The following is a 20,291-nucleotide window of genomic DNA, read 5'->3' as shown; positions in this document are numbered from 1 at the left end:
GAGCTTGCCTCGCGATCTTTTGATCTTTTTAAAAGATCGCGAGGCAAGCTCGCTCCTACAGATTGCGTATATGACTTAAACCAAGTCCGCGTCGATCACCAGCACCAGCTTGCCCGACACCTGATTGCTGGCCAATTCGGCAAACGCCGCCTGGGCCTCTTCAATCGGGAAGGTTTTGGCCAACTGCGGGCTCAAACGGCCTTCGGCAAACAACGGCCACACTTGTTGATTGAGATCACTCAGCAAATCCGCCTTGAATTGGTCGCCGCGGCTGCGCAATGTCGAACCCAGCAACTGGATGCGCTTGCCCAACACCAAGGCCAGATCCAGCTCGGCCTTGCGCCCACCCATCAAGCCAATCAACACCCAGCGCCCGTCCAGTGCCAACAACTTGAGGTTGGACTCCACATAGTTGGCGCCCACCGGGTCGAGTACCACGTCAAACGGCCCCAGCGCCTTGAGGCTGTCCAGCCCTTCGGTGCGCACTGCGCCGCCCTGGGCACCCAGGGCCTCACAATAGGCCAGACGCTCGGCCGAACCGACCGTCACCCAGCACGGGCTGCCAAAGGCTTTGCACAGCTGAATAGCGGCTGAACCAACTCCACTTGCTCCGGCATGCAGCAACACTTTTTCGCCCGGCTTCAGGGCCGCCAATTGGAACAGATTAAGCCATGCAGTGCTGTACACCTCGGGCAAGGCAGCCGCCTCAATCAGCGACAACCCTTCGGGCACCGGCAAGGCATGGCGCCCATCAACCACAACCTCTTGCGCCATGCCACCGCCCGCCAACAGCGCACACACGCGGTCTCCGACTTGCCAGGAAGATCCCGGCCCCACTTCGCTGACCACGCCCGAACACTCCAGCCCCAACATTTGGCTGGCGCCAGGTGGCGGCGGATACAACCCTTGGCTTTGCAAAAGATCGGCGCGATTAAGGCCCGCTGCCGCCACACGAATTCGGATTTGTCCTACATCACAACGTGGGCTCGGTTCTTCAACCCACTTCACTTGTCCCTCAACGCCTTGCAATGCTTTCACAGTGCCTCCATAGTGAGTCTGGACTGAGCCCGGTGCTGCTGCACCGGGCTTCTTGCATTATGCGGCCGGTTCTTACGGAACCGGCGACTTCAAAGACGGCCTAATATGCGTTATCAATTGCCCCCGCGTCGACTCAGCATGAAGCATTTATTCCCTAGCACCGCTCTCGCACTCTTCATTGGCTTAGGCGTTTTGCCGTTTTCGGCCACTACGTTCGCCGCTAACAGTTGGGATAACCTTCAGCCCGATCGTGATGAGGTAATTGCCAGCCTTAACGTTGTTGAGCTGCTCAAACGCCATCATTACAGCAAGCCGCCACTGGATGACGCACGTTCCGCGATCATCTATGACAGCTACCTGAAGCTGCTCGATCCTTCGCGCAGTTACTTTCTGGCCAGTGATATCGCCGAATTCGACAAATGGAAATTCCAGTTTGACGATTTCCTAAAGAGCGGCGATCTCAATCCCGGCTTCACCATCTACAAGCGCTACCTGGATCGCGTCAAGTCGCGCCTGGACTTCGCCCTGGGCGAACTGAACAAAGGCGTGGACTCGTTCGACTTCACCACCAAAGAGACCCTGCAGATCGACCGCAAGGACGCTCCGTGGCTCAAGACCGAAGCCGAACTCAACGATCTGTGGCGCAAACGTCTCAAGGACGAAGTCCTGCGTCTGAAAATCGCTGGCAAAGAGCCGTCGAAAATTCAGGAACTGCTGACCAAGCGCTACAAAAACCAGTTGAGCCGTCTTGATCAGACTCGCAGCGAAGACATCTTCCAGGCGTACATCAACACCTTCGCAATGTCTTACGACCCGCACACCAACTATCTGTCGCCAGATAACGCGGAAAACTTCGACATCAACATGAGCCTGTCGCTGGAAGGCATCGGCGCCGTGTTGCAGAGCGATAACGACCAAGTGAAGATCGTGCGCCTGGTGCCGGCGGGCCCCGCCGACAAGACCAAACAAGTCGCTCCGGCAGACAAAATCATCGGCGTTGCCCAGGGCGACAAAGAGATGGTCGACGTGATCGGCTGGCGTCTGGACGAAGTGGTCAAGTTGATCCGTGGCCCTAAAGGCTCTGTGGTGCGCCTGGAAGTGATTCCGGCGAGCAATGCGCCTAACGACCAGACCAGCAAGATTGTCTCCATCACCCGTGAAGCGGTGAAGCTTGAAGAGCAGGCGGCGAAAAAGTCGATCCTCAACCTCAAGCAGGATGGCAAAGACTACAAACTGGGCGTGATTGAGATCCCGGCGTTCTACCTGGACTTCAAGGCCTACCGTGCCGGTGACCCGAACTACAAGAGCACGACCCGCGACGTTAAAAAGCTGCTGACCGAGTTGCAGAATGAAAAAGTCGATGGCGTGATTATCGACCTGCGCAACAACGGTGGCGGTTCGTTGCAGGAAGCGACCGAGCTGACCAGCCTGTTTATCGACAAGGGCCCGACGGTTCTGGTGCGCAACGCTGACGGTAAAGTCGACGTACTTGAAGACGAAAACCCGGGTGCGTTCTACAAAGGCCCGATGGCGCTGCTGGTCAATCGCTTGTCGGCATCGGCGTCGGAGATTTTTGCCGGGGCCATGCAGGATTACCACCGCGCGCTGATTATCGGCGGCCAAACGTTCGGCAAGGGCACGGTGCAAACCATTCAGCCGCTGAACCACGGCGAACTGAAACTGACACTGGCCAAGTTCTACCGGGTTTCCGGGCAGAGCACCCAGCATCAGGGCGTACTGCCTGACGTCGCCTTCCCGTCGATTATCGACACCAAGGAAATCGGTGAAAGTGCACTGCCTGAGGCCATGCCGTGGGACACCATCCGCCCTGCGATCAAGCCTGCAGCCGACCCGTTCAAGCCGTTTATTGCGCAACTGAAAGCGGATCACGATGCGCGTGTGGCTAAAGATGCCGAGTTCATCTTTATCCGCGACAAGCTGGCCCTGGCCGACAAGCTGATGGCCGAAAAAACCGTGAGCCTGAACGAGGCCGACCGTCGCGCACAACACGCCGATATCGATGCCCAGCAGTTGGTGATGGAAAACGCCCGCCGCAAGGCCAAAGGCGAAGCACCGCTCAAAGAAATGAAGAAAGAAGACGAAGACGCCTTGCCGGTGGAGCCTGAAAAGACCAAGCCAGAAGACGACGCCTACCTGAGTGAAACCGGGCGTGTCCTGCTGGACTACCTCAAGCTCAACCCACAGGCAGCGAAGAAGTAACTTTCACGTGTTGCGCGATCTTTTGAACGTTTAAAAGATCGGGAGACAAGCTCGCTCCTACGGGGTTTTGGTGTAAAAAAGGGCGGGCCGCATCATGCGGCCCGCCCTTTTTGTCTTTACGCTTCTTCGTGCTCGTAACTGTGTTCAAACACCCGAACCACTTCCGAGGCGTGCCAGGAAGCTGCCGCGACGCCATCCGGCGGCCCGGAAAAACGCCCAAGACGCCCCACGCATTCGAAGAAACCGGTACGGGGCAAACGGCTCGCCCCTTGGCTGATCACCAGCGAACTGCGTAACGGCTGCTCCGCCTTCACGTCCATCGCCGCCAGATGCTCCAGCGCCGAGGTGAGGGTCAACATGGCCGGGCTGGGCAACTGCAAACGCTCCAGCAACGCCCGGTACGTCACTAAATGGCGCTGTCGACGCGCCTGATCAAGCTCAGCCAGTAACCCATCCCAGTGTTGACGACTGATGCGCACGTTCATGAGGCTTCCCTCCAGCCCGCAACGCCCAGCTCCCAGGCCAGGCTGCGGCGAATGGCAAGATCCGGCAGACGTTCACCGGTTTCGATCATTCCCAGATACGACGGGCTAATGCCTACAGTGCGTGCCAGCACCTCCAGGGCCAAACCCTTGCCCTCGCGCAGGCCACGCAGTTGATCGAGCCCTGGCAGCGCCTGTACAGGCTCAGGCGGCTGTCGTTCAGTATCAGGGATGAGTGCTGTCGCTACCGGAGCATCGATACCCGCAGCCTTGAGTAGCGCCAGGTAGCTCTGCCACGAAAGAACCGCATATTCGGGTTCTCCATTGCGCTTGATGATTTGAAGATCCATTGCTAACCCCGTCAGATTTTTAGACAGATCAAGTCGGAATTTTCCTTAGAAGCTTAATCCTAACAGCCGCTGAGGTCTCTGGGGTTTTTGATCTTCTTGGCAGTCTTCACCTTCGCCGCAGGAATAAGCCCGATAAACGCGAAATGTTATCCACACAAATTGTGGATAACCTTGTGAACAGAGCAGATTTTTCGCGCTGAAAGCCACGTTCTATAAGGCCTGCGCTTAGATCGGGCATTTTTTACACACATAAAAAAACCCATAAATTCATTGACTTGCTGGTCAGCAACTACTAGCCACCTGAACGAATGCGACAAATAACCGCTGGTCGGGGGGATAAACAGCCGTGCCAGACCCAGATACGACAACGCCCCGTCAGGACGGGGCGTTGTGTGAAAACAGAGGCTGCTTACTTGGCAGCGTCGGCCTCTGGTTTTGCAGGGTCTTTGATGCCCAGCAGTTCCAGGTCGAATACCAGCACCGAGTTGGCCGGAATCGCCGGGCTCGGGCTTTGTGCGCCGTAAGCCAGTTCGCTAGGGATGTACAGCTTGTACTTCTCACCCACGTGCATCAGTTGCAGGCCTTCAACCCAACCCGGGATCACGCCGCTGACTGGCAGGTCAATCGGGCTACCGCGCTCGATCGAGCTGTCGAAAACCTTGCCGTCAATCAGCTTGCCTTCGTAGTGAACGGTCACCACGTCAGTTGGCTTGGGCTGTGGGCCATCGGCCTTTTTGATGACTTCGTACTGCAGGCCAGAAGCGGTGGTGACAACACCCGCTTTCTTGCCGTTTTCTTCGAGGAATTTTTTACCGGCGGCAGAGGCTTCGTCGCTCATCTTGGCCAGACGCTCTTCAGCGCGTTTTTGCAGGGCGGCGAACGCTTCGATCAGTTCGTCATCCTTAAGCTTTTGCTCTTTCTTGCCGACGGCATCTTCGATGCCCAAGGCTACGGCTTTGGAATCCAGATCATCCATGCCTTCTTGAGCCAGGCTTTTACCCATGTTCAGGCCAATGCCATAAGAGGCTTTTTGTGCCGGGGTTTTCAGCTCTACGCTGGTCTGCGAGTCGCAACCCGCCAGTACCAGGCTTACCAGAGCCACAGCTGCCGCCAACCGATGCTGTTTCATGCTATTTCCTTGTTCATGCGCCAAATGGGCAATCGAATAAAGCCGCGAGCTTATCAGGCGGCCGCAACCAATGGCTACCGGCATGAGAGAGGCAATTCGCGGATAAGTTCACGTCAAAATCACAATTCATAATTACCGCAACTTTTGCTAACACTTCAAGCACGCTGTCAAACCTGTCCCTTCCTTCCCCGATCAAACCGATAGCCACTTGATGCTAGCCGCTCGCTCAGGCATAAGACTGAAAAAATTCCTACAAGGAGCGTTATTTTGCGATTGTTTTACCGTGTGCTGTCAGGGCTTGGCGTGGCCTTGGTGCTAGGGCTGTGTGTGATTGTCTACTTCATCGCCAACCCAAAACTGCCTGCTTACACCGCGCCGCAGCACGTGCACTATCAGGACCAATGGAGTGAGGCGGATCGGCAACTTTATTACTACACGCCCCAAGGTACCCAAGTGAAAGGCCTGCATTACGACTGGTTCAGTGCCCTTGAGCTGCCCTTCTCAACGCAACGCTTCGCTGCGCCTGAGTATTTGGCGCGGTTTGGCTTTTTGGTCGACCCGCAGCAACAAGCCAGCGCCGCCAACCCGGCCAACTTGCCCGTTGGCTTCACCCGCCACCAGAACCCCGGCAGCCCCGTTGAGTACCTGGACATCACCTGCGCGGCCTGCCACACCGGCGAGCTGCGTTACAAAGGCCAGGCCCTGCGCATTGACGGTGGCCCGGCGCAACACGTGCTGCCTTCCAGCGTACCGACCCTGCGCGGCGGCAGCTTTGGCCAGGCGCTGGTCGCCAGCCTGGCAGCCACGTATTACAACCCCTGGAAGTTTGAGCGCTTTGCCCGCACGGTGCTGGGCGACAACTATGACGCCGGGCACAAGCAGCTGCGCAAGGACTTCAAGGCCTCGCTGGACACCTTTCTGGCCGTTGCCTGGAACGACACCCATCGCGGTCTTTACCCGACGCTCGAAGGCCCGGGGCGCACCGATGCCTTTGGCCGGATAGCCAATGCCAGCTTCGGCGACGCGATCTCGCCCGACAACTATCGAGTGGCCAATGCACCGGTAGACTACCCGCACCTGTGGGACATGTGGACGTTCGACTGGGTGCAATGGAACGGTTCGGCCCAGCAACCGATGGCGCGCAATATCGGTGAAGCCTTGGGCGTCGGCGCAACCCTGAACTTCTTCGACAGCCACGGTCAGCCGCTGCAAGGCGACCAGCGCTACCCGTCCAGCGTGCGGGTCAACGACTTGCACCTGATTGAAGAAACCCTGCAACGACTCAAGCCACCCGTTTGGCCCGAAGACCTGTTCGGCAAAATCGACCGCCCGCTGGCCGCCAAAGGCCGCCGTCTTTTTACCGAGAACTGCGCGGGTTGCCACGTGCCGGCAGTGGTTGAAGAAAACGGCCGTCTGGTCAAGCAACTTAAAATGCTGCCGGTCGAGGTGATCGGTACCGATCCCAATACCGCCACCAACATCGCAGACAATCGCTATGACCTCAGCGCCCTGCAGTGGGACCCGGCCGAGCTGGCCAGCATGAACGTCAACCTCCTCCCCAAGAGCGAGCAGCCGCTGGACATGCATCAGTTGTCCGTCGCCAAGGGCCTGGCCTATGTCACCGCCTTTGTTGAAAAACGCGCCTACCAGGACGCCGCTGTCAGCCCGCAAGAGCAAGCACGCCTCAACGGCTTTGGCTTGCCGATTGGCGTACTGGAGTTGCGCGCCTACAAGGCTCGCCCGCTGGATGGCATCTGGGCCACTGCGCCCTACCTGCACAACGGCTCTGTGCCGACGGTGTACCAACTGCTGTCGCCGCAGTCAGAACGTGCGCAAACCTTCTATCGCGGCAATTTTGAGTACGACCCGCGCCACTTGGGCTACCGCACAGACGCCTTTGATGGCGGCTTTGTGCTGGATACCCGCATCAGTGGCAACCACAACAGCGGTCACGAGTTCCGGGCCGGGCCACAGGGCAACGGCGTGATTGGTCGCCTGCTGCAACCTGAAGAGCGCTGGGCGTTGATCGAGTACCTGAAAGTGCTCGGCGGCCCGCTCGAACAACAGTTGCCCAACGAATAACGATTAAAAGGATGTTTGCATGCTGACCACTTTATGGCTTCGACTCGGCACCTGGCTGGGCAAGCTATTGCTCGCCCTCATCGTGCTGGGGCTGCTGGGCTGGGCGCTGACAACAGGCTGGTATGCCTGGAAGTACCGCGGTCCCGTGTCAGCCCAGGAGCAGATCCCGGCCGGTGAAGCCGCGATGACGCAAGACACGATCCAGACGGCAATCAAAATCGTCGACCAGCATCGCGAGAATACGCGCTACCTGCGCGATGCCCACGCCAAGGCGCACGGCTGCGTCAAAGCCGAGGTCAAGGTGCTCGATGATCTCGACCCGGCCTTGCGCCAAGGCGTGTTTGCGGCGCCGGGCAAAACCTGGCAAGCCGTGATGCGCCTGTCCAACGGTAATGCCTACCCGCAATTTGACAGCATCCGCGACGCGCGCGGCATGGCGATCAAGTTGCAGGACGTGCCGGGCACGCAGCTGTTGCCCAGCCAGCAAGGGCGCGGTGAACAGGATTTTGTGATGTTCAACCACCCCAACTTCTTTGTCAGCGATGTGGCGGAGTATCGTCAGAACATCGCGGCCCAGGCCGACGGCAAAAAAGTGCTGGCGTTTTTCCCGTCCTGGGACCCGCGCAGCTGGCAAGTGCGGCACTTGTTTATTGCCTTGGCCACCCTGGCCCCCGCACCCGCCAGCCCGACACAAACCACCTACTACTCGGTGTCGCCTTACAAGTTCGGGACGGCCAATGCCAAATTCAGAGTGGCGCCGGACGCAGACAACTGCCCGGCGTACACCCTGCCCAAACAGAATCAGGACCTGCCGAACTTCTTGCGCAGTGCGTTGACTCAGCAGCTCAGCACAGATCGCACGCCGGCCTGTTTTGTGTTGCAGATTCAGCGTCAGGATGCCAACCGCTACATGCCGATTGAAGACACCAGTGTTGAATGGAAGGAGTCTGATGCGCCATTCGAAACCGTGGCGCGCATCACCGTAGAGCCGCAAGACTTCGACACCCCGAGCCAGAACCTGGCGTGTGACAACCTGTCGTTCAGCCCATGGCACGGCATTGAAGAACACCGGCCGATTGGCGGTATCAACCGCCTGCGCAAAGCCGTGTATGACTCGGTCAGCGAGTACCGCCACAGCCGTAACGCCGAGCAATAAAACGTCCCGCCACACACTGTAGGAGCGAGCTCGTCTCGCGATCTTTTTACGATCAACAGCTCGCGAGGCAAGCTCGCTCCTACAACGTTGGCGACACGGCAAACGGCGCCCAGTCAGGGCCGATCCTTCCCTCTTGTGTCCATACCTCGTCAGTCGTCATGACCTCCAGCTTGCCTGCTTCGGCCACTCGGTGGACGTAGCTTTGTGCATTACGGTCGTAAGGGAAAAGGCTCGCTTCAATATCTGGCACGGTCGCGTGAGTGCGGCTCAACAGTGTGACCAACTCTGCTTCTGACTCTGTCGCGTCGCTCTGATAACGCAGCAATCCGCCCTCCCGCGCGCAAAAGAAGACGTCGCAGCCAGGTGTTGCGCGCGCCAGCAACAAACTGGTCAGCAGCGCGCTGGGGGAAAAGAAATCACCAAACAACTCGTTGGTAGTGTCATGCAACAGCGCATCCGGTTCTTCACCTGACAAGTAAACCCCGACGATGCGGTAACCCTCGGGCACCACCGGCACTCCGCTGGGATCCTTGGGGAACACCACATCCCAGTCAAATTCAAAAAAAGGCGTTTCTAATGCACGGGTATAAACGTACACGTCAGCGTCCAGTTGCTTGAGCACAAACCCGGCAAATTGCGTGTGTTTGCGCAAGAGCATGCCCTGATGAACAGCCTTCACCGCGTCCAGTACGTCGCTGTACACGCTGGAACACAGTGCCGGCTTGTCGACCGAGGTCCGCCCCTTCTGCTGATCAGCCTTCCAGTTCGCGCCCAGCCGGGTACGTCGATCCCAGTGCGCCCCCGCCAGCACAATGCTGAGTTCCCCCGCCAGGCAAATCAAACCAATCAGGTCAGAGGGCATCAACAACCCCAGGTCATAGGCTCTTTCAAACGCCCCGGGGTATTGCGCACGTTTACGCGAGAGCAAAGGCAACAAGGCTTTCTCAAGGTCCGAGCCACTGGCGATGTAGCTCAACACGCACTTGTCGGGGCAGGACAAATAGAAGCGCGGGTAATTGTGTTTGTATCGAATGGCTTGATTGAGGTCGTGAATCGAAAAGAAGTTGTCTTGCAACTCGCTTTCCTCGTGCACCTGCCAAGGCATCCGCTGAATGGAGGTATTGGAGTGATACATCCCTTCAATGGTGTAGCCCTGTATCGGCAGGAATAATCCCTCATCAGACAATGACAGCACGTCGGCAGGGTCAAAGGACGTGCTGGAACCCGCATGTGGCAGGGTGGCGTAATAGCGGTTCTGCCTGGCGAGTATAAAGCCGCCGTAGACAATGCCATTCTTGATGGCCGCAATGAGCTCATGGGCATACACCGCCGCATCATCGGCACTGATGAAGGCGGGGCTTAACGACGGGATTAATACAGAAGCAGTTTGCGCGCGGGTACTCATGAAAAGATCCTTGTCTTGGCGTGGACCGAGCGCTGTTCGCCCGGCATGAAATCACGCGTCGAGTTTCAAGGTATTCATGGCAGCACGTGCGTTAGTGGGGTAGTGACGGTCATGGCTCACACGCCACCACCGTCACGGGTTCAACTGGCCCATCCGCGGGCCGTCAGCCCACTCAATGAACCGGCAGTTCAACCCCTTCAAACAGGTCTTCGAGTTCCTGCTTGTTATGGCAGGCAATGGCCTTGGCCATCACTTCGCGGGTCAGATGCGGCGCAAATTTCTCAATGAAATCGCACATGAAACCGCGCAGGAAGGTGCCGCGACGGAAACCAATCTTGGTGATGCTCGATTCAAACAGCTCGCTGGCATCCAGCACCACCAGGTCTTTGTCCAGGTTGGTGTCTACCGCCATCTTGGCCACGATGCCGACGCCCAGGCCCAGGCGTACGTAAGTCTTGATCACGTCAGCGTCAGCTGCGGTGAACACCACTTTGGGGGTCAGGCCGCGATGGCTGAAGGCTTCATCGAGCTTGGAACGGCCGGTAAAACCAAAGACGTAAGTCACAATCGGGTATTCAGCCAGGGCCTCAAGGGTCAGCTTCGGCAGTTTGGTCAGCGGGTGGCCTTGCGGCACGACCACGCAACGGTTCCAGCGGTAGCACGGCATCATTACGAGATCGCCGAACAGCTCCAGCGCTTCAGTGGCAATGGCAAAATCGACGGTGCCATCAGCGGCCATTTCAGCAATTTGCATCGGCGAGCCCTGATGCATATGCAAGGCGACGTCCGGGTATTGCTTGATAAAGTTGCTGATGACCGGCGGCAGCGCATAACGCGCCTGGGTGTGCGTGGTGGCAATCGACAACGTGCCTTTTTTCTCGTTGGAAAACTCTTGAGCGATCTGCTTGATGCTCTCAACCTTGCGCAGGATTTCACCGGCGGTGGTGATGATGCGCTCGCCCGCCGGTGTGACGCGGGTCAGGTGCTTGCCACTGCGCGCAAATACTTCAACGCCGAGTTCGTCTTCCAGCAAGCGGATCTGTTTGCTGATCCCCGGCTGTGAGGTGTAGAGACTCTGAGCGGTAGCTGAAACGTTGAGGTCGTGGTGCGCCACTTCCCAGATGTAGCGCAGTTGTTGAAGCTTCATATGCATCCCTCAGAGCAAATAGGCGCCATGAGTATCGGCGGCGATATATAACTATATGGAAGGTCAGAAGAATAAATCTAGAACTTTTTTATCGTTTTTAGCAGTTCGTCACCTTCACCCATCAGTGCGCCGCCGACGTTGCACCAACGGTACCAGGTACACCGGCACCTGCGCCTGCTCTACGACGCGGCTTGCGTTGTGCCCCAAGTGGCTGTTTGCGCCTGTAGACTGGCCGTGACTGCCGAGGATCACCAGGTCAACCCCCAGCTTGCGCGACTCCTCCAGAATGACGTGGGCGGGTTCGCCCTGAACCACCTTGACCGAGCGGATCAAGGCGAGCTCCTGCGCACCTTCGTCCAGTTCATCTTGAAGACTGTCGAACACGCGCTGTTCAATATTGGACAGCATGGCGGTCATACCCTGGCGCTGCAGTTCCTGCAACGCCTGCTCATCCAGATAACTTTGCAATACCGATTCGGCGAACAGCCCCATGGGCTCCACAACGTGAAGTACATACAAGTCTGCCTTGAAACTGCGGGCCAGCCCCAAAGCGTGCTGCATCACAACCGGAGCATAAATACCGAGGTCTGTGGCGAACAGTATCGAGCGAATCATACGACCTCCTCGACAGGCGTTATGGCCGAGATGAATTCAGCTTAGCAGCGCCCGGACAAGTTCGATGACCCGTGCGATGACTTACACGCGCAGTTGAGGTCGCACAGGGTTCAAGGCAGTTCGTCGGGCTCAAGCAGCAAGGCCAGTTTAAGGTGATGGGCCAGCTCCCCTTCACTCAAGCGCGACTTCAATTCACCGTAAAAAGCACCGTCACGCACGACAAACAACGCAGGAAGGTGGAAGATCTCGTAACGCTCGACCAGGCCACCGTTGTCACCGGCGTCAATCCAGCACAGTTGATCAATAGGTAACTGCATGTCGGGCAACATTTTGCGCGCCGTGCGGCAGCTCGAACACCCGGTGCTGGTGAACACCAGCAAGGTCGTGCCGGGCAGTGTCAGCAGGCGCTGGTCCGCATCAAAGTCTGTCAGTTCCATTTCAGTCACTATACTCAGCTAACAAGATCAAAATACTGGCACTTTGGAGTCTGTGTACATGGGTCGTTTTTTGCCTCACCCAGATGATGTTCCTGTTCAGATCACCCCTCGCAAGCACCCCGCTCTTTCGCGTCAGAAGCTGAACTCTATCAGCCTCGGTGGTGTTGCGTGCAACAGTGACAGAGGCTGGAGGCGCGGCACGGCGGTTGACATGTACATGCCCACCCTGGGCGAAACCGCGCACTACCCGGGCTATATCGCCTGGTGTGAAAAACATGCCGACGGTTACCGCGTCGGGGTGGCCTTTACCGATGACCAGACCCTGTTTGGTGCGCGCATGGGTGAGCAGGTGTGTCAGATCGAACACTATTGCCGCCAGCGCAATCAACTCAACCTGCCCTTCGAAAACAAGGATGCGCTGGCCCTGGAATGGGTCAACCTGCACGCGGTGGAGTTTTCTCAGGAAACCCTGGAGCAGGCCCTGGCACAACCTGCACTGGATTAAACCGCTGTATGCCCATTGTCGAATAACCGGTTAACGCGTTAAGGTTCCGCTCCCCGATGCGCTCAATCAAGCTGTGCTCCGCCGCACGGGGATCGCTGGCGGCCGGCACCCGTGACCTGACGAGTAACACGATGGCTGATTTACCGATCGACGACCTTAACGTTGCCTCCAACGAAACCCTGATCACACCTGAACGGCTCAAGCGCGAGATCCCTCTCAGCGCTACAGCGCTGCAGACCGTGAACAAAGGGCGTGAGGTCATTCGCAACATCCTGGATGGCAAAGACCATCGCCTGTTCGTTGTCATCGGGCCTTGCTCGATCCACGACCTCAAGGCGGCTCATGAATATGCTGAGCGCCTGAAGGTACTTGCGGCTGAAGTCAGCGACACGCTGTATCTGGTCATGCGGGTTTATTTCGAAAAACCACGGACCACCGTGGGCTGGAAAGGCCTTATCAACGACCCGTACCTGGACGACTCGTTCAAAATCGAAGACGGTCTGCACATCGGCCGTAAATTGCTTCTGGACCTGGCCGAAATGGGCCTGCCAACCGCTACTGAAGCCCTGGACCCGATTTCTCCGCAATACCTGCAAGACCTCATCAGCTGGTCTGCCATTGGTGCGCGTACCACCGAGTCGCAAACTCACCGCGAAATGGCCTCTGGCCTGTCTTCGGCAGTTGGCTTTAAAAACGGCACCGATGGTGGCCTGACCGTTGCGATCAACGCCTTGCAGTCAGTGTCGAGCCCGCACCGTTTCCTGGGTATCAACCAGGAAGGCGGCGTGTCCATCGTCACCACCAAAGGCAACGCCTACGGTCATGTGGTATTGCGCGGTGGTAACGGTAAGCCAAACTATGACTCGGTCAGCGTGGCGCTCTGCGAGCAAGCCCTGACCAAGGCTAAAATCACTCCGAACATCATGGTCGACTGCAGCCACGCCAACTCCAACAAAGACCCGGCACTGCAACCGCTGGTGATGGAGAACGTGGCCAATCAGATCCTTGAAGGCAACCAGTCGATCATCGGCCTGATGGTTGAAAGCCACCTGAACTGGGGCTGCCAAGCGATCCCTAAAAACCTTGAAGATTTGCAGTACGGTGTCTCGATCACCGATGCCTGCATCGACTGGGCGAGCACTGAAAACACCTTGCGCAGCATGCACGCCAAGCTCAAGGACGTCCTGCCCAAGCGGGCTCGCGGCTGATTTTTAAGCGCACACAAAAACGCCGGGCTAGCCCGGCGTTTTTTATGAGTGCTATTTCAGGTTTTGGCCTGAGTGCGCTTGTGGCGCTCCATATAGCGTTCAACGTAGGAACACGAGGGAATCACCTCGTAGCCCATTTTTTCGGCGTAATCGAGCGCCTGCTCGGTCAACGCGGCCGCAATGCCTCGCCCACGCAACGCATTGGGCACAAAGGTGCGGTAAATATCCAGAGTCTGCTTACCCAAGTCCATGTAGGTCAGGTAGGCACGGTGACCGTCGACAGTGGTCTCAAACTGGTGACCTGCCTGGTCATGGTGGATGGACAGCGCCTCGCTCATCATTACTCCTCGCGGGTCTTGGACTGTGACCTCTACCTTACTCATGTTTTTGTGCCGAGGGAACCCAGATACTGGCCCTGTGTCATTGCCGTTACACAGCAACCGGAACAGCTTCTGCAACAGGCACACTGACAACGGCAGGCACGCCGACAGGCAAAATTAAGAATAGTCGCTCTCGCAATTGATGCTCAGTGTGTGCACGCACGCAAAAGACTTATCTATGACGCAGGCGCCCTCTTGAAGTCACTTCACGCGGTCTTTATATTCGCAAGCCGCTTGCTCAAGACGACCAAATACGGGCAGTTTTCTCGGACACGATCTGTTAAATCTAGCCCATTGGCATTGATTGCCAAATATTTTTTTTGGTTCTTGCGCTAGGTCAGTTTACTTACTACAAGTAATGGGTAGTATGTACGCCGGCTGTTTCCTCATGTTGAAGGAGCAGCTTTAATTAGAAAGTCCTTGAAGGGGAACACGATGAACAACGTTCTGAAATTCTCTGCTCTGGCATTGGCCGCAGTTCTGGCTACCGGTTGCAGCAGCGTATCTAAAGAAACTGAAGCCCGTCTGACTGCAACTGAAGACGCAGCAGCTCGTTCCCAGGCTCGTGCTGACGAAGCCTACCGCAAAGCTGACGAAGCTCTGGCTGCTGCTCAAAAAGCACAACAGACTGCTGATGAAGCTAACGAACGTGCTCTGCGTATGCTTGAAAAAGCTAGCCGCAAGTAATAGTCCCTCGGGATTATTATCGAAGCCGACCCATTTTTATGGGTCGGCTTTTTTTATGCCTGTCAGCAACTAAGCAGGCAATAAAAAACCGCCAGGGCGTTAACCGTGGCGGCTGTTTTAGTGCGTGGGTGCGCTACTGAACGTAGTCCAGCGACTGACCCTGTTGCACCGTGGTGTTGGCGACACCAATCTCCTGAGGTATGCCGGTTTCGGCACCGACCACAGGGAACGCTTTGTCTTTGTCGATCTGGATGACCTTTTCCAGGTCTTTATGCTTAAGCAGGAAGTTGATAAAGCCTGCGTACTTGTTCTGCAGATCTTCCGGAGTCAAATGCGACTTGTCACTTTTGGCTAGCAAAGAGCCATCTTTGACATTCAACGGCTCGTGCACTTCAAGGAAAACCTTGCCGCCACTGACACCGAGTTTGTACGGTTCATTGATGATGCGAACGGGCGTGCCCACCGGCACCATGCTGGCCATCTCGAGCACGTTTTTGTTCAGCATGCGGAAACAGCCATGGCTGGTACCCGTGCCGATGCCAAACTTGGCGTTGGAACCATGGATCAGGTAACCCGGCATGCCCAGGGTGAACTTGAACGGCCCCAGCGGGTTGTCCGGCCCTGCCGGCACAACGTTAGGCAGCGGGTCACCATTGGCGGCGTGTTCGGCCTTGATCGAAGCAGGAGGCGTCCAGGTCGGATTTGGCGTTTTGGCCGTGACCTTGGTCAGACCCAAAGGCGAGCCCCAGCCTTCACGACCGATCCCCAACGGAAAGGTGTACACCTTGTTCTGACCTTTGGGGAAATAATACAAGCGGTACTCGGCAAGGTTGATCACGATGCCTTCGCGCTTGCCCGGCGGCAGGATGAACTGGGTCGGCAACACAATTTCGGTGTCAACGATCGAGCCGTCGAGGTTCTTTTTGACGGGCAGCCAGGCATCCACACCGGGGTTGGCGGCAATCATTTCGGAGTAGCCCAGTTCGTACTGGTTGCCAAGGTCCGAGAAAGAGTCTTCGTATTTGCCCTTGATGACTTGCACCTGCCCGACCACATCTTCACCCGGTGGCGGCAGCGGAAATTCAAGCGCATGAACGGGACCCGCAACACACAGTGCGGCAACTGACAGATAACGGGTGACAGCAGGTAAGCGCGAGAACATCCGGAAGACCCTTCGCATAATCAACAGGGGACAAAAAAGAGAGTGTACACGCCACCTTGAAAAGCCGGGAGGCGTCGTATTGAGTCTTAAGGTTTCAGACAGGTTACATCACAACTCAAAGCGTAATTCAGGCCAGATCGGCTCAGTGCCGCGGCGTTGAGACTCAATGATTGCCCGGCACAGCGGGCAAAGCCGGTGATCCTGAAACACCTTGCGCGTGACATCCGACCAACGCGGCTGCGCAGGCAGCAATGAACCACACAGGGTGCGGTCAATCGTGCCACCCAGCTCCAATTGGCGCGTGACCAAATGTACCCGTACCTCCTGGCAGGCGAACAAATCGAGCTGCTCATCGGGCTCGATCAGTTGATAAGCATATAAAGACCAGGCAGGACGCGACATCAGGGGCTCCAAATCGGGGGGGCGCCACATTAGCCGAAACCATGCCACTAGAAAAGCATCAAAGCAGTGGTTTTAGGGTTGGCCACACATTATCGAGCAAACGGCCCTGTGCATTGGCCTTCGGATGGAGGCCATCAGCCTGGATAAACTCGGGATGCCCGCCGACGCCCTCCAGGAAAAACGGCACCAGCGCGACCTTTTTCTCGCTGCCCAGATCGCTGTAGACCTTGGCAAAAGCGTCGGTATAGCGCCGACCATAATTGGGCGGCAACAACATGCCCAACAGCAGCACTTTGGCACCTGCTTTTTGCGAGTCGTCGACCATCGCGGCAAGATTTTGTTTCAATTGTGCTGGCGGCTGGCCGCGCAGCCCATCGTTGGCGCCCAGCTCAATAATCACCACCTGCGGCTTATGCTCCGCAAGTAGCGCCGGTAACCGCGCGAGCCCGCCTGCGCTGGTGTCGCCACTGATAGAGGCATTGACCACCTGGTCATCGTAGCCTTGCTCCTTAAGCCGCTGCTGCAGCAAAGATGCCCATCCCAGACGGGTATCCAGGCCTAAAGCCGCGCTGATACTATCGCCGACGATCAAGATTGTTCCTGCAGCTGCATTCTGCGCTATACACATCAGGGCTAGAGCAGCACTTAAAAACCACGTACGCATTGGATTCTCCATGGGCGAAAGTATTCTCACCGCGCAGAACCTTAGCAAAGTGGTTCTCAGCGCGGAAGGCGAGTTAACCATCCTGCACCCCTTAAGCCTGGAACTGCGCAAAGGCGACAGCCTGGCCATCGTCGGCGCCTCCGGCTCGGGCAAATCCACCCTGCTCGGTTTGCTCGCAGGTCTGGACCTGCCGAGCCAGGGCGAAGTCATTCTGGCCGGGCATGCACTCAGCACCCTCGATGAAGATCAGCGTGCCCGCGTGCGCGCCGAACACGTTGGCTTCGTATTCCAGTCATTCCAATTGCTCGACAGCCTCAACGCACTGGAAAACGTCATGTTGCCGCTGGAGCTCGATGGCCGCAAAGACGCCCGCGAACAGGCGCGGCATTTGCTTGAACGGGTCGGCCTGGGCCAGCGCCTGAGCCATTCACCGCGCCAGTTGTCGGGCGGCGAGCAGCAACGCGTTGCCATCGCACGGGCCTTTGCCGCCAACCCGGACGTGCTGTTTGCCGACGAACCGACCGGTAACCTCGACAGCCACACGGGCGAGCGCATTACCGAGTTGCTGTTTGAGCTGAACAAAGAACAGGGCACCACACTGGTACTGGTGACCCATGACGAACGTCTGGCTCATCGCTGCCGACGCCTGATCCGTCTTGACGCCGGCCATCTGGTCGGCCCTCTGGAGCCTTGATGGCACGTTTGCCGCTGGTCCGTCTGCTCAGTCTCGCCCTGCGCCAACTCCTGCGTGATGCGCGCGCCGGTGAGTTACGCGTGCTGTTTTTTGCCGTACTGGTGGCCGTCGCCGCCAGCACCGCCATCGGTTACTTCGGCGCTCGCCTCAACGGCGCGATGGTTTTACGTGCCACCGAGTTTCTGGGGGCCGACCTTGTGCTCGAAGGCAGCTCACCGGCTCGCGAAGAGCAAATTCGCGTGGGCAACGAACTGGGACTCAAACACGCGCAAATCGTCGAGTTTTCCAGCGTAATTGCCACAGACAACGGTATTCAGCTGTCCAGCATCAAAGCCGCCGATGACGCCTACCCCCTGCGCGGCCAACTCAAAAGCGCGGCGCAGCCCTACGGCGAAGAACAACCCGGCGGCGGGCCTAAGTCCGGGCAAGCCTGGGTTGAGCCGCGGCTGTTGACTGCATTGGATCTCAAGGTCGGTGACGACATTGATGTCGGCTCAAAAACCGTCAAGATCACCCGTGTTCTGACCTACGAACCCGACCGTGCCGGTAACTTTTACAGCCTGACCCCACGGGTCCTGATCAATCTGGATGACCTGCAAGCGACCGGCATCGTACAGCCCGGCAGCCGGGTCAGCTTCCGCGAGCTATGGCGCGGCGAAGCACCGGCGCTACAGTCCTACCGTGACGTCATCCAGCCGGGCCTTGAAGCCAACCAGCGCTTGCTCGACGGGCGTGATGGCAACCAGCAAATCGGCGGCGCACTCGGCAAGGCCGAACGCTATCTGAATATGGCCAGCCTGGTAGCGGTATTGCTCGCCGGGGTGGCGGTTGCCCTGTCTGCAACCCGCTTTGCCAATCGGCGCTTTGATGCCAGCGCATTGCTGCGCTGCCTGGGCTTGTCCCGCCGCGAAACACTCTGGCTGTTCAGTCTGCAACTGGCGATGCTCGGGCTGCTGGCCAGCGTAACCGGCGCCCTGCTCGGCTGGCTGGCGCAACTGGGTTTGTTCGCTTTGCTGCACGACTTGCTCCCGGCGGATGTACCACCCGGTGGCGTGATGCCCGCACTGGCCGGCATGGGTACCGGGCTGGTCGCACTGGCCGGTTTCGCTCTACCGCCGCTGGCCGCCCTGGGCCGTGTGCCGCCGCTGCGCGTTTTGCGCCGTGACATTCTGCCAATCCCGGCCAGCACCTGGACGGTGTACGGGGCCGCCTTGCTCGCGCTGGGCCTGATCATGTGGCGCATGAGCCTGGACCTGGTGCTGACCTTCGCCCTGCTCGGCGGCGGCGTGATTGCCGCACTGATACTCGGCGGCCTGTTGCTGCTGGGCCTCAAGGGCCTTCGCCGTGGGCTGGCCCGTGCCTCCCTGCCTTGGCGTCTGGGCTTGGGCCAACTGCTGCGCCAGCCTCTGGCCGCAGCCGGTCAGGCCCTGGCGTTTGGTTTGATCCTGCTGTCGATGGCGCTGATTGCCTTGTTGCGCGGCGAACTGCTCGACACCTGGCAAAGCCAGTTGCCCAAAGATGCACCCAACTACTTTGCGCTGAATATCTTGCCCACTGACAAGGACGCCTTTGGTGCCCGCCTGCACGAACTCCAGGCCCAGGCTGCGCCGATCTACCCGGTGGTGCCGGGGCGCCTGATCAGCATCAATGGCGAGCCGGTGCAAGAAATCGTCACCAAAGACTCCAGCGGCGACAAGGCCGTACAGCGCGACCTGAGCCTGACTTGGGCCGCTGACCTGCCCGAAGGCAACGAGCTGACCGCAGGCCAGTGGTGGTCGGCGCAACCGCCACAGGGCGTGCCAGGGGTGTCAGTTGAAGCCAAAGTGGCCGAAAGCCTGAAACTCAAGCTGGGCGACCATCTTGTGTTTACGGTTGCCGGGGTTAACCGTGAGGCGCAAGTCACCAGTTTGCGCAGCATTAACTGGGACAATTTCCAGCCCAACTTCTTCATGATCTTCCAGCCTGGCACCCTGCAGGACTTGCCAACCACCTACCTCACCAGTTTTTACCTGGCCCCGGGTCACGACACGCAAATCATTGAGCTGTCGCGCAGCTTCCCGGCGGTGACCATCCTGCCTATTGATGCCTTGCTCGAACAGCTGCGCAGCATTCTGGCGCAAGTCACGATTGCCATTGAGTACGTGCTGTTGTTCGTTCTGGCGGCGGGGATGACAGTGCTGTTTTCCGGCCTGCAATCCACCCTCGACGAACGCATCCGCCAAGGTGCCTTGCTGCGGGCATTGGGAGCCGAACGGCAACTGCTGATCAAGGCTCGGCGCATCGAGTTCGGTTTGCTCGGTGCCACCAGCGGCTTGCTGGCTGCGGTGGGCGCAGAACTGGTCAGCCTGGTGCTGTACCGCTATGCCTTTGACCTGCCCTGGCACCCGCATCCATGGTTGTTGCTGTTGCCGTTACTCGGCGCCGTAATGGTTGGCGGCGCCGGAGTGTTTGGCACACGCCGCGCCCTCAATGCCAGCCCGCTGACAGTGCTGCGCGAGGGCTGATAGACTCGCGCCCTTCTCTGCCAA

The 20,291-nt window shown here is 58.0% G+C and carries 20 protein-coding genes; 8 read left to right on the top strand and 12 right to left on the bottom strand.

Annotated features, from left to right (window positions below; all coding sequences use genetic code 11):
• Nucleotides 1–75 precede the first annotated feature (75 nt).
• The gene (locus QMX84_RS11750; protein ID WP_282363854.1) at nucleotides 76–1,038 is read right to left on the bottom strand and encodes a zinc-binding dehydrogenase; all 963 of its coding nucleotides are present in this window, start codon (nucleotides 1,036–1,038) and stop codon (nucleotides 76–78) included.
• Between the two features lie 138 nt (nucleotides 1,039–1,176).
• On the opposite strand from QMX84_RS11750, the gene QMX84_RS11745 reads away from it, so the two are divergent.
• On the top strand, nucleotides 1,177–3,258 hold the full coding sequence (locus QMX84_RS11745) for a carboxy terminal-processing peptidase (RefSeq protein WP_174479320.1): 2,082 nt from the start codon (nucleotides 1,177–1,179) through the stop codon (nucleotides 3,256–3,258).
• Nucleotides 3,259–3,374: 116 nt separating this feature from the next.
• On the opposite strand, the gene QMX84_RS11740 is transcribed toward QMX84_RS11745, so the two are convergent.
• The 3 genes from QMX84_RS11740 to QMX84_RS11730 form a co-directional block, all read right to left on the bottom strand.
• On the bottom strand, nucleotides 3,375–3,743 hold the full coding sequence (locus QMX84_RS11740; RefSeq protein WP_153334579.1) for a hypothetical protein: 369 nt from the start codon (nucleotides 3,741–3,743) through the stop codon (nucleotides 3,375–3,377).
• A complete protein-coding gene (locus QMX84_RS11735) occupies nucleotides 3,740–4,090 on the bottom strand; it encodes a helix-turn-helix transcriptional regulator (RefSeq protein ID WP_123750366.1) in 351 nt (116 codons plus the stop codon). Before QMX84_RS11735 ends, QMX84_RS11740 begins: the two co-directional genes overlap by 4 nt.
• A 409-nt stretch (nucleotides 4,091–4,499) precedes the next feature.
• On the bottom strand, nucleotides 4,500–5,219 hold the full coding sequence (locus QMX84_RS11730) for an FKBP-type peptidyl-prolyl cis-trans isomerase (RefSeq protein WP_048368617.1): 720 nt from the start codon (nucleotides 5,217–5,219) through the stop codon (nucleotides 4,500–4,502).
• Between the two features lie 267 nt (nucleotides 5,220–5,486).
• Between QMX84_RS11730 and QMX84_RS11725 the strand changes: the two genes are divergently transcribed.
• Both QMX84_RS11725 and QMX84_RS11720 read left to right on the top strand, forming a co-directional pair.
• Nucleotides 5,487–7,301: a cytochrome c gene (locus QMX84_RS11725; protein WP_262126866.1), complete on the top strand. Its 1,815-nt coding sequence runs from the start codon at nucleotides 5,487–5,489 to the stop codon at nucleotides 7,299–7,301.
• A 19-nt stretch (nucleotides 7,302–7,320) separates the two neighbouring features.
• Nucleotides 7,321–8,457 (top strand): catalase family protein, encoded by a 1,137-nt coding sequence (locus QMX84_RS11720; RefSeq protein ID WP_282363853.1) that lies wholly within the window; start codon nucleotides 7,321–7,323, stop codon nucleotides 8,455–8,457.
• 79 nt (nucleotides 8,458–8,536) lie between these two features.
• Here the strand turns inward: QMX84_RS11720 and QMX84_RS11715 are convergent, their stop codons facing one another.
• From QMX84_RS11715 to QMX84_RS11700, 4 genes are all read right to left on the bottom strand, one after another.
• Nucleotides 8,537–9,862 (bottom strand): DUF4329 domain-containing protein, encoded by a 1,326-nt coding sequence (locus QMX84_RS11715; protein WP_282363852.1) that lies wholly within the window; start codon nucleotides 9,860–9,862, stop codon nucleotides 8,537–8,539.
• 172 nt (nucleotides 9,863–10,034) lie between these two features.
• Nucleotides 10,035–11,009, bottom strand: coding sequence for an HTH-type transcriptional regulator CysB (gene cysB / locus QMX84_RS11710; protein WP_048368621.1), 975 nt, complete (start codon nucleotides 11,007–11,009; stop codon nucleotides 10,035–10,037).
• Nucleotides 11,010–11,123: 114 nt separating this feature from the next.
• Nucleotides 11,124–11,624, bottom strand: a complete 501-nt coding sequence (locus QMX84_RS11705; protein ID WP_262126863.1) for a universal stress protein — start codon at nucleotides 11,622–11,624, stop codon at nucleotides 11,124–11,126.
• Between the two features lie 110 nt (nucleotides 11,625–11,734).
• Nucleotides 11,735–12,061, bottom strand: a complete 327-nt coding sequence (locus QMX84_RS11700; protein ID WP_262126862.1) for a thioredoxin — start codon at nucleotides 12,059–12,061, stop codon at nucleotides 11,735–11,737.
• Nucleotides 12,062–12,119: 58 nt separating this feature from the next.
• Between QMX84_RS11700 and QMX84_RS11695 the strand changes: the two genes are divergently transcribed.
• Both QMX84_RS11695 and QMX84_RS11690 read left to right on the top strand, forming a co-directional pair.
• Nucleotides 12,120–12,566, top strand: coding sequence for a PilZ domain-containing protein (locus QMX84_RS11695; protein ID WP_123750359.1), 447 nt, complete (start codon nucleotides 12,120–12,122; stop codon nucleotides 12,564–12,566).
• 131 nt (nucleotides 12,567–12,697) lie between these two features.
• A complete protein-coding gene (locus QMX84_RS11690) occupies nucleotides 12,698–13,774 on the top strand; it encodes a 3-deoxy-7-phosphoheptulonate synthase (protein WP_048368800.1) in 1,077 nt (358 codons plus the stop codon).
• A gap of 56 nt (nucleotides 13,775–13,830) precedes the next feature.
• Here the strand turns inward: QMX84_RS11690 and QMX84_RS11685 are convergent, their stop codons facing one another.
• Nucleotides 13,831–14,112, bottom strand: a complete 282-nt coding sequence (locus QMX84_RS11685; protein ID WP_048368625.1) for a GNAT family N-acetyltransferase — start codon at nucleotides 14,110–14,112, stop codon at nucleotides 13,831–13,833.
• Nucleotides 14,113–14,589: 477 nt separating this feature from the next.
• Here QMX84_RS11685 and oprI point away from each other — a divergent pair, with 477 nt between their 5' ends.
• On the top strand, nucleotides 14,590–14,841 hold the full coding sequence (gene oprI, locus QMX84_RS11680) for an outer membrane lipoprotei OprI (RefSeq protein ID WP_003172710.1): 252 nt from the start codon (nucleotides 14,590–14,592) through the stop codon (nucleotides 14,839–14,841).
• A gap of 133 nt (nucleotides 14,842–14,974) precedes the next feature.
• Here the strand turns inward: oprI and QMX84_RS11675 are convergent, their stop codons facing one another.
• From QMX84_RS11675 to QMX84_RS11665, 3 genes are all read right to left on the bottom strand, one after another.
• Nucleotides 14,975–16,003, bottom strand: coding sequence for a L,D-transpeptidase family protein (locus tag QMX84_RS11675; protein WP_262126861.1), 1,029 nt, complete (start codon nucleotides 16,001–16,003; stop codon nucleotides 14,975–14,977).
• Between the two features lie 108 nt (nucleotides 16,004–16,111).
• Complete coding sequence (locus QMX84_RS11670) at nucleotides 16,112–16,405, bottom strand: hypothetical protein (RefSeq protein WP_003446817.1); 294 nt, start codon at nucleotides 16,403–16,405, stop codon at nucleotides 16,112–16,114.
• A gap of 58 nt (nucleotides 16,406–16,463) precedes the next feature.
• Nucleotides 16,464–17,069 (bottom strand): arylesterase, encoded by a 606-nt coding sequence (locus tag QMX84_RS11665; protein WP_048368627.1) that lies wholly within the window; start codon nucleotides 17,067–17,069, stop codon nucleotides 16,464–16,466.
• A 10-nt stretch (nucleotides 17,070–17,079) separates the two neighbouring features.
• Here QMX84_RS11665 and QMX84_RS11660 point away from each other — a divergent pair, with 10 nt between their 5' ends.
• Both QMX84_RS11660 and QMX84_RS11655 read left to right on the top strand, forming a co-directional pair.
• Nucleotides 17,080–17,763, top strand: coding sequence for an ABC transporter ATP-binding protein (locus tag QMX84_RS11660; protein WP_048368628.1), 684 nt, complete (start codon nucleotides 17,080–17,082; stop codon nucleotides 17,761–17,763).
• Nucleotides 17,763–20,267: an ABC transporter permease gene (locus tag QMX84_RS11655; protein WP_282363851.1), complete on the top strand. Its 2,505-nt coding sequence runs from the start codon at nucleotides 17,763–17,765 to the stop codon at nucleotides 20,265–20,267. The genes QMX84_RS11660 and QMX84_RS11655 overlap by 1 nt, the downstream gene beginning before the upstream one ends.
• The last annotated feature ends 24 nt before the right edge of the window (nucleotides 20,268–20,291 follow it).

This window comes from Pseudomonas sp. PS01297 (assembly GCF_029959305.1).
Classification (GTDB): Bacteria; Pseudomonadota; Gammaproteobacteria; order Pseudomonadales; family Pseudomonadaceae; genus Aquipseudomonas; species Aquipseudomonas helleri.
Note: the sequence above shows the minus strand (reverse complement) of the source record. Positions and strands in the feature narration are given on the sequence as shown.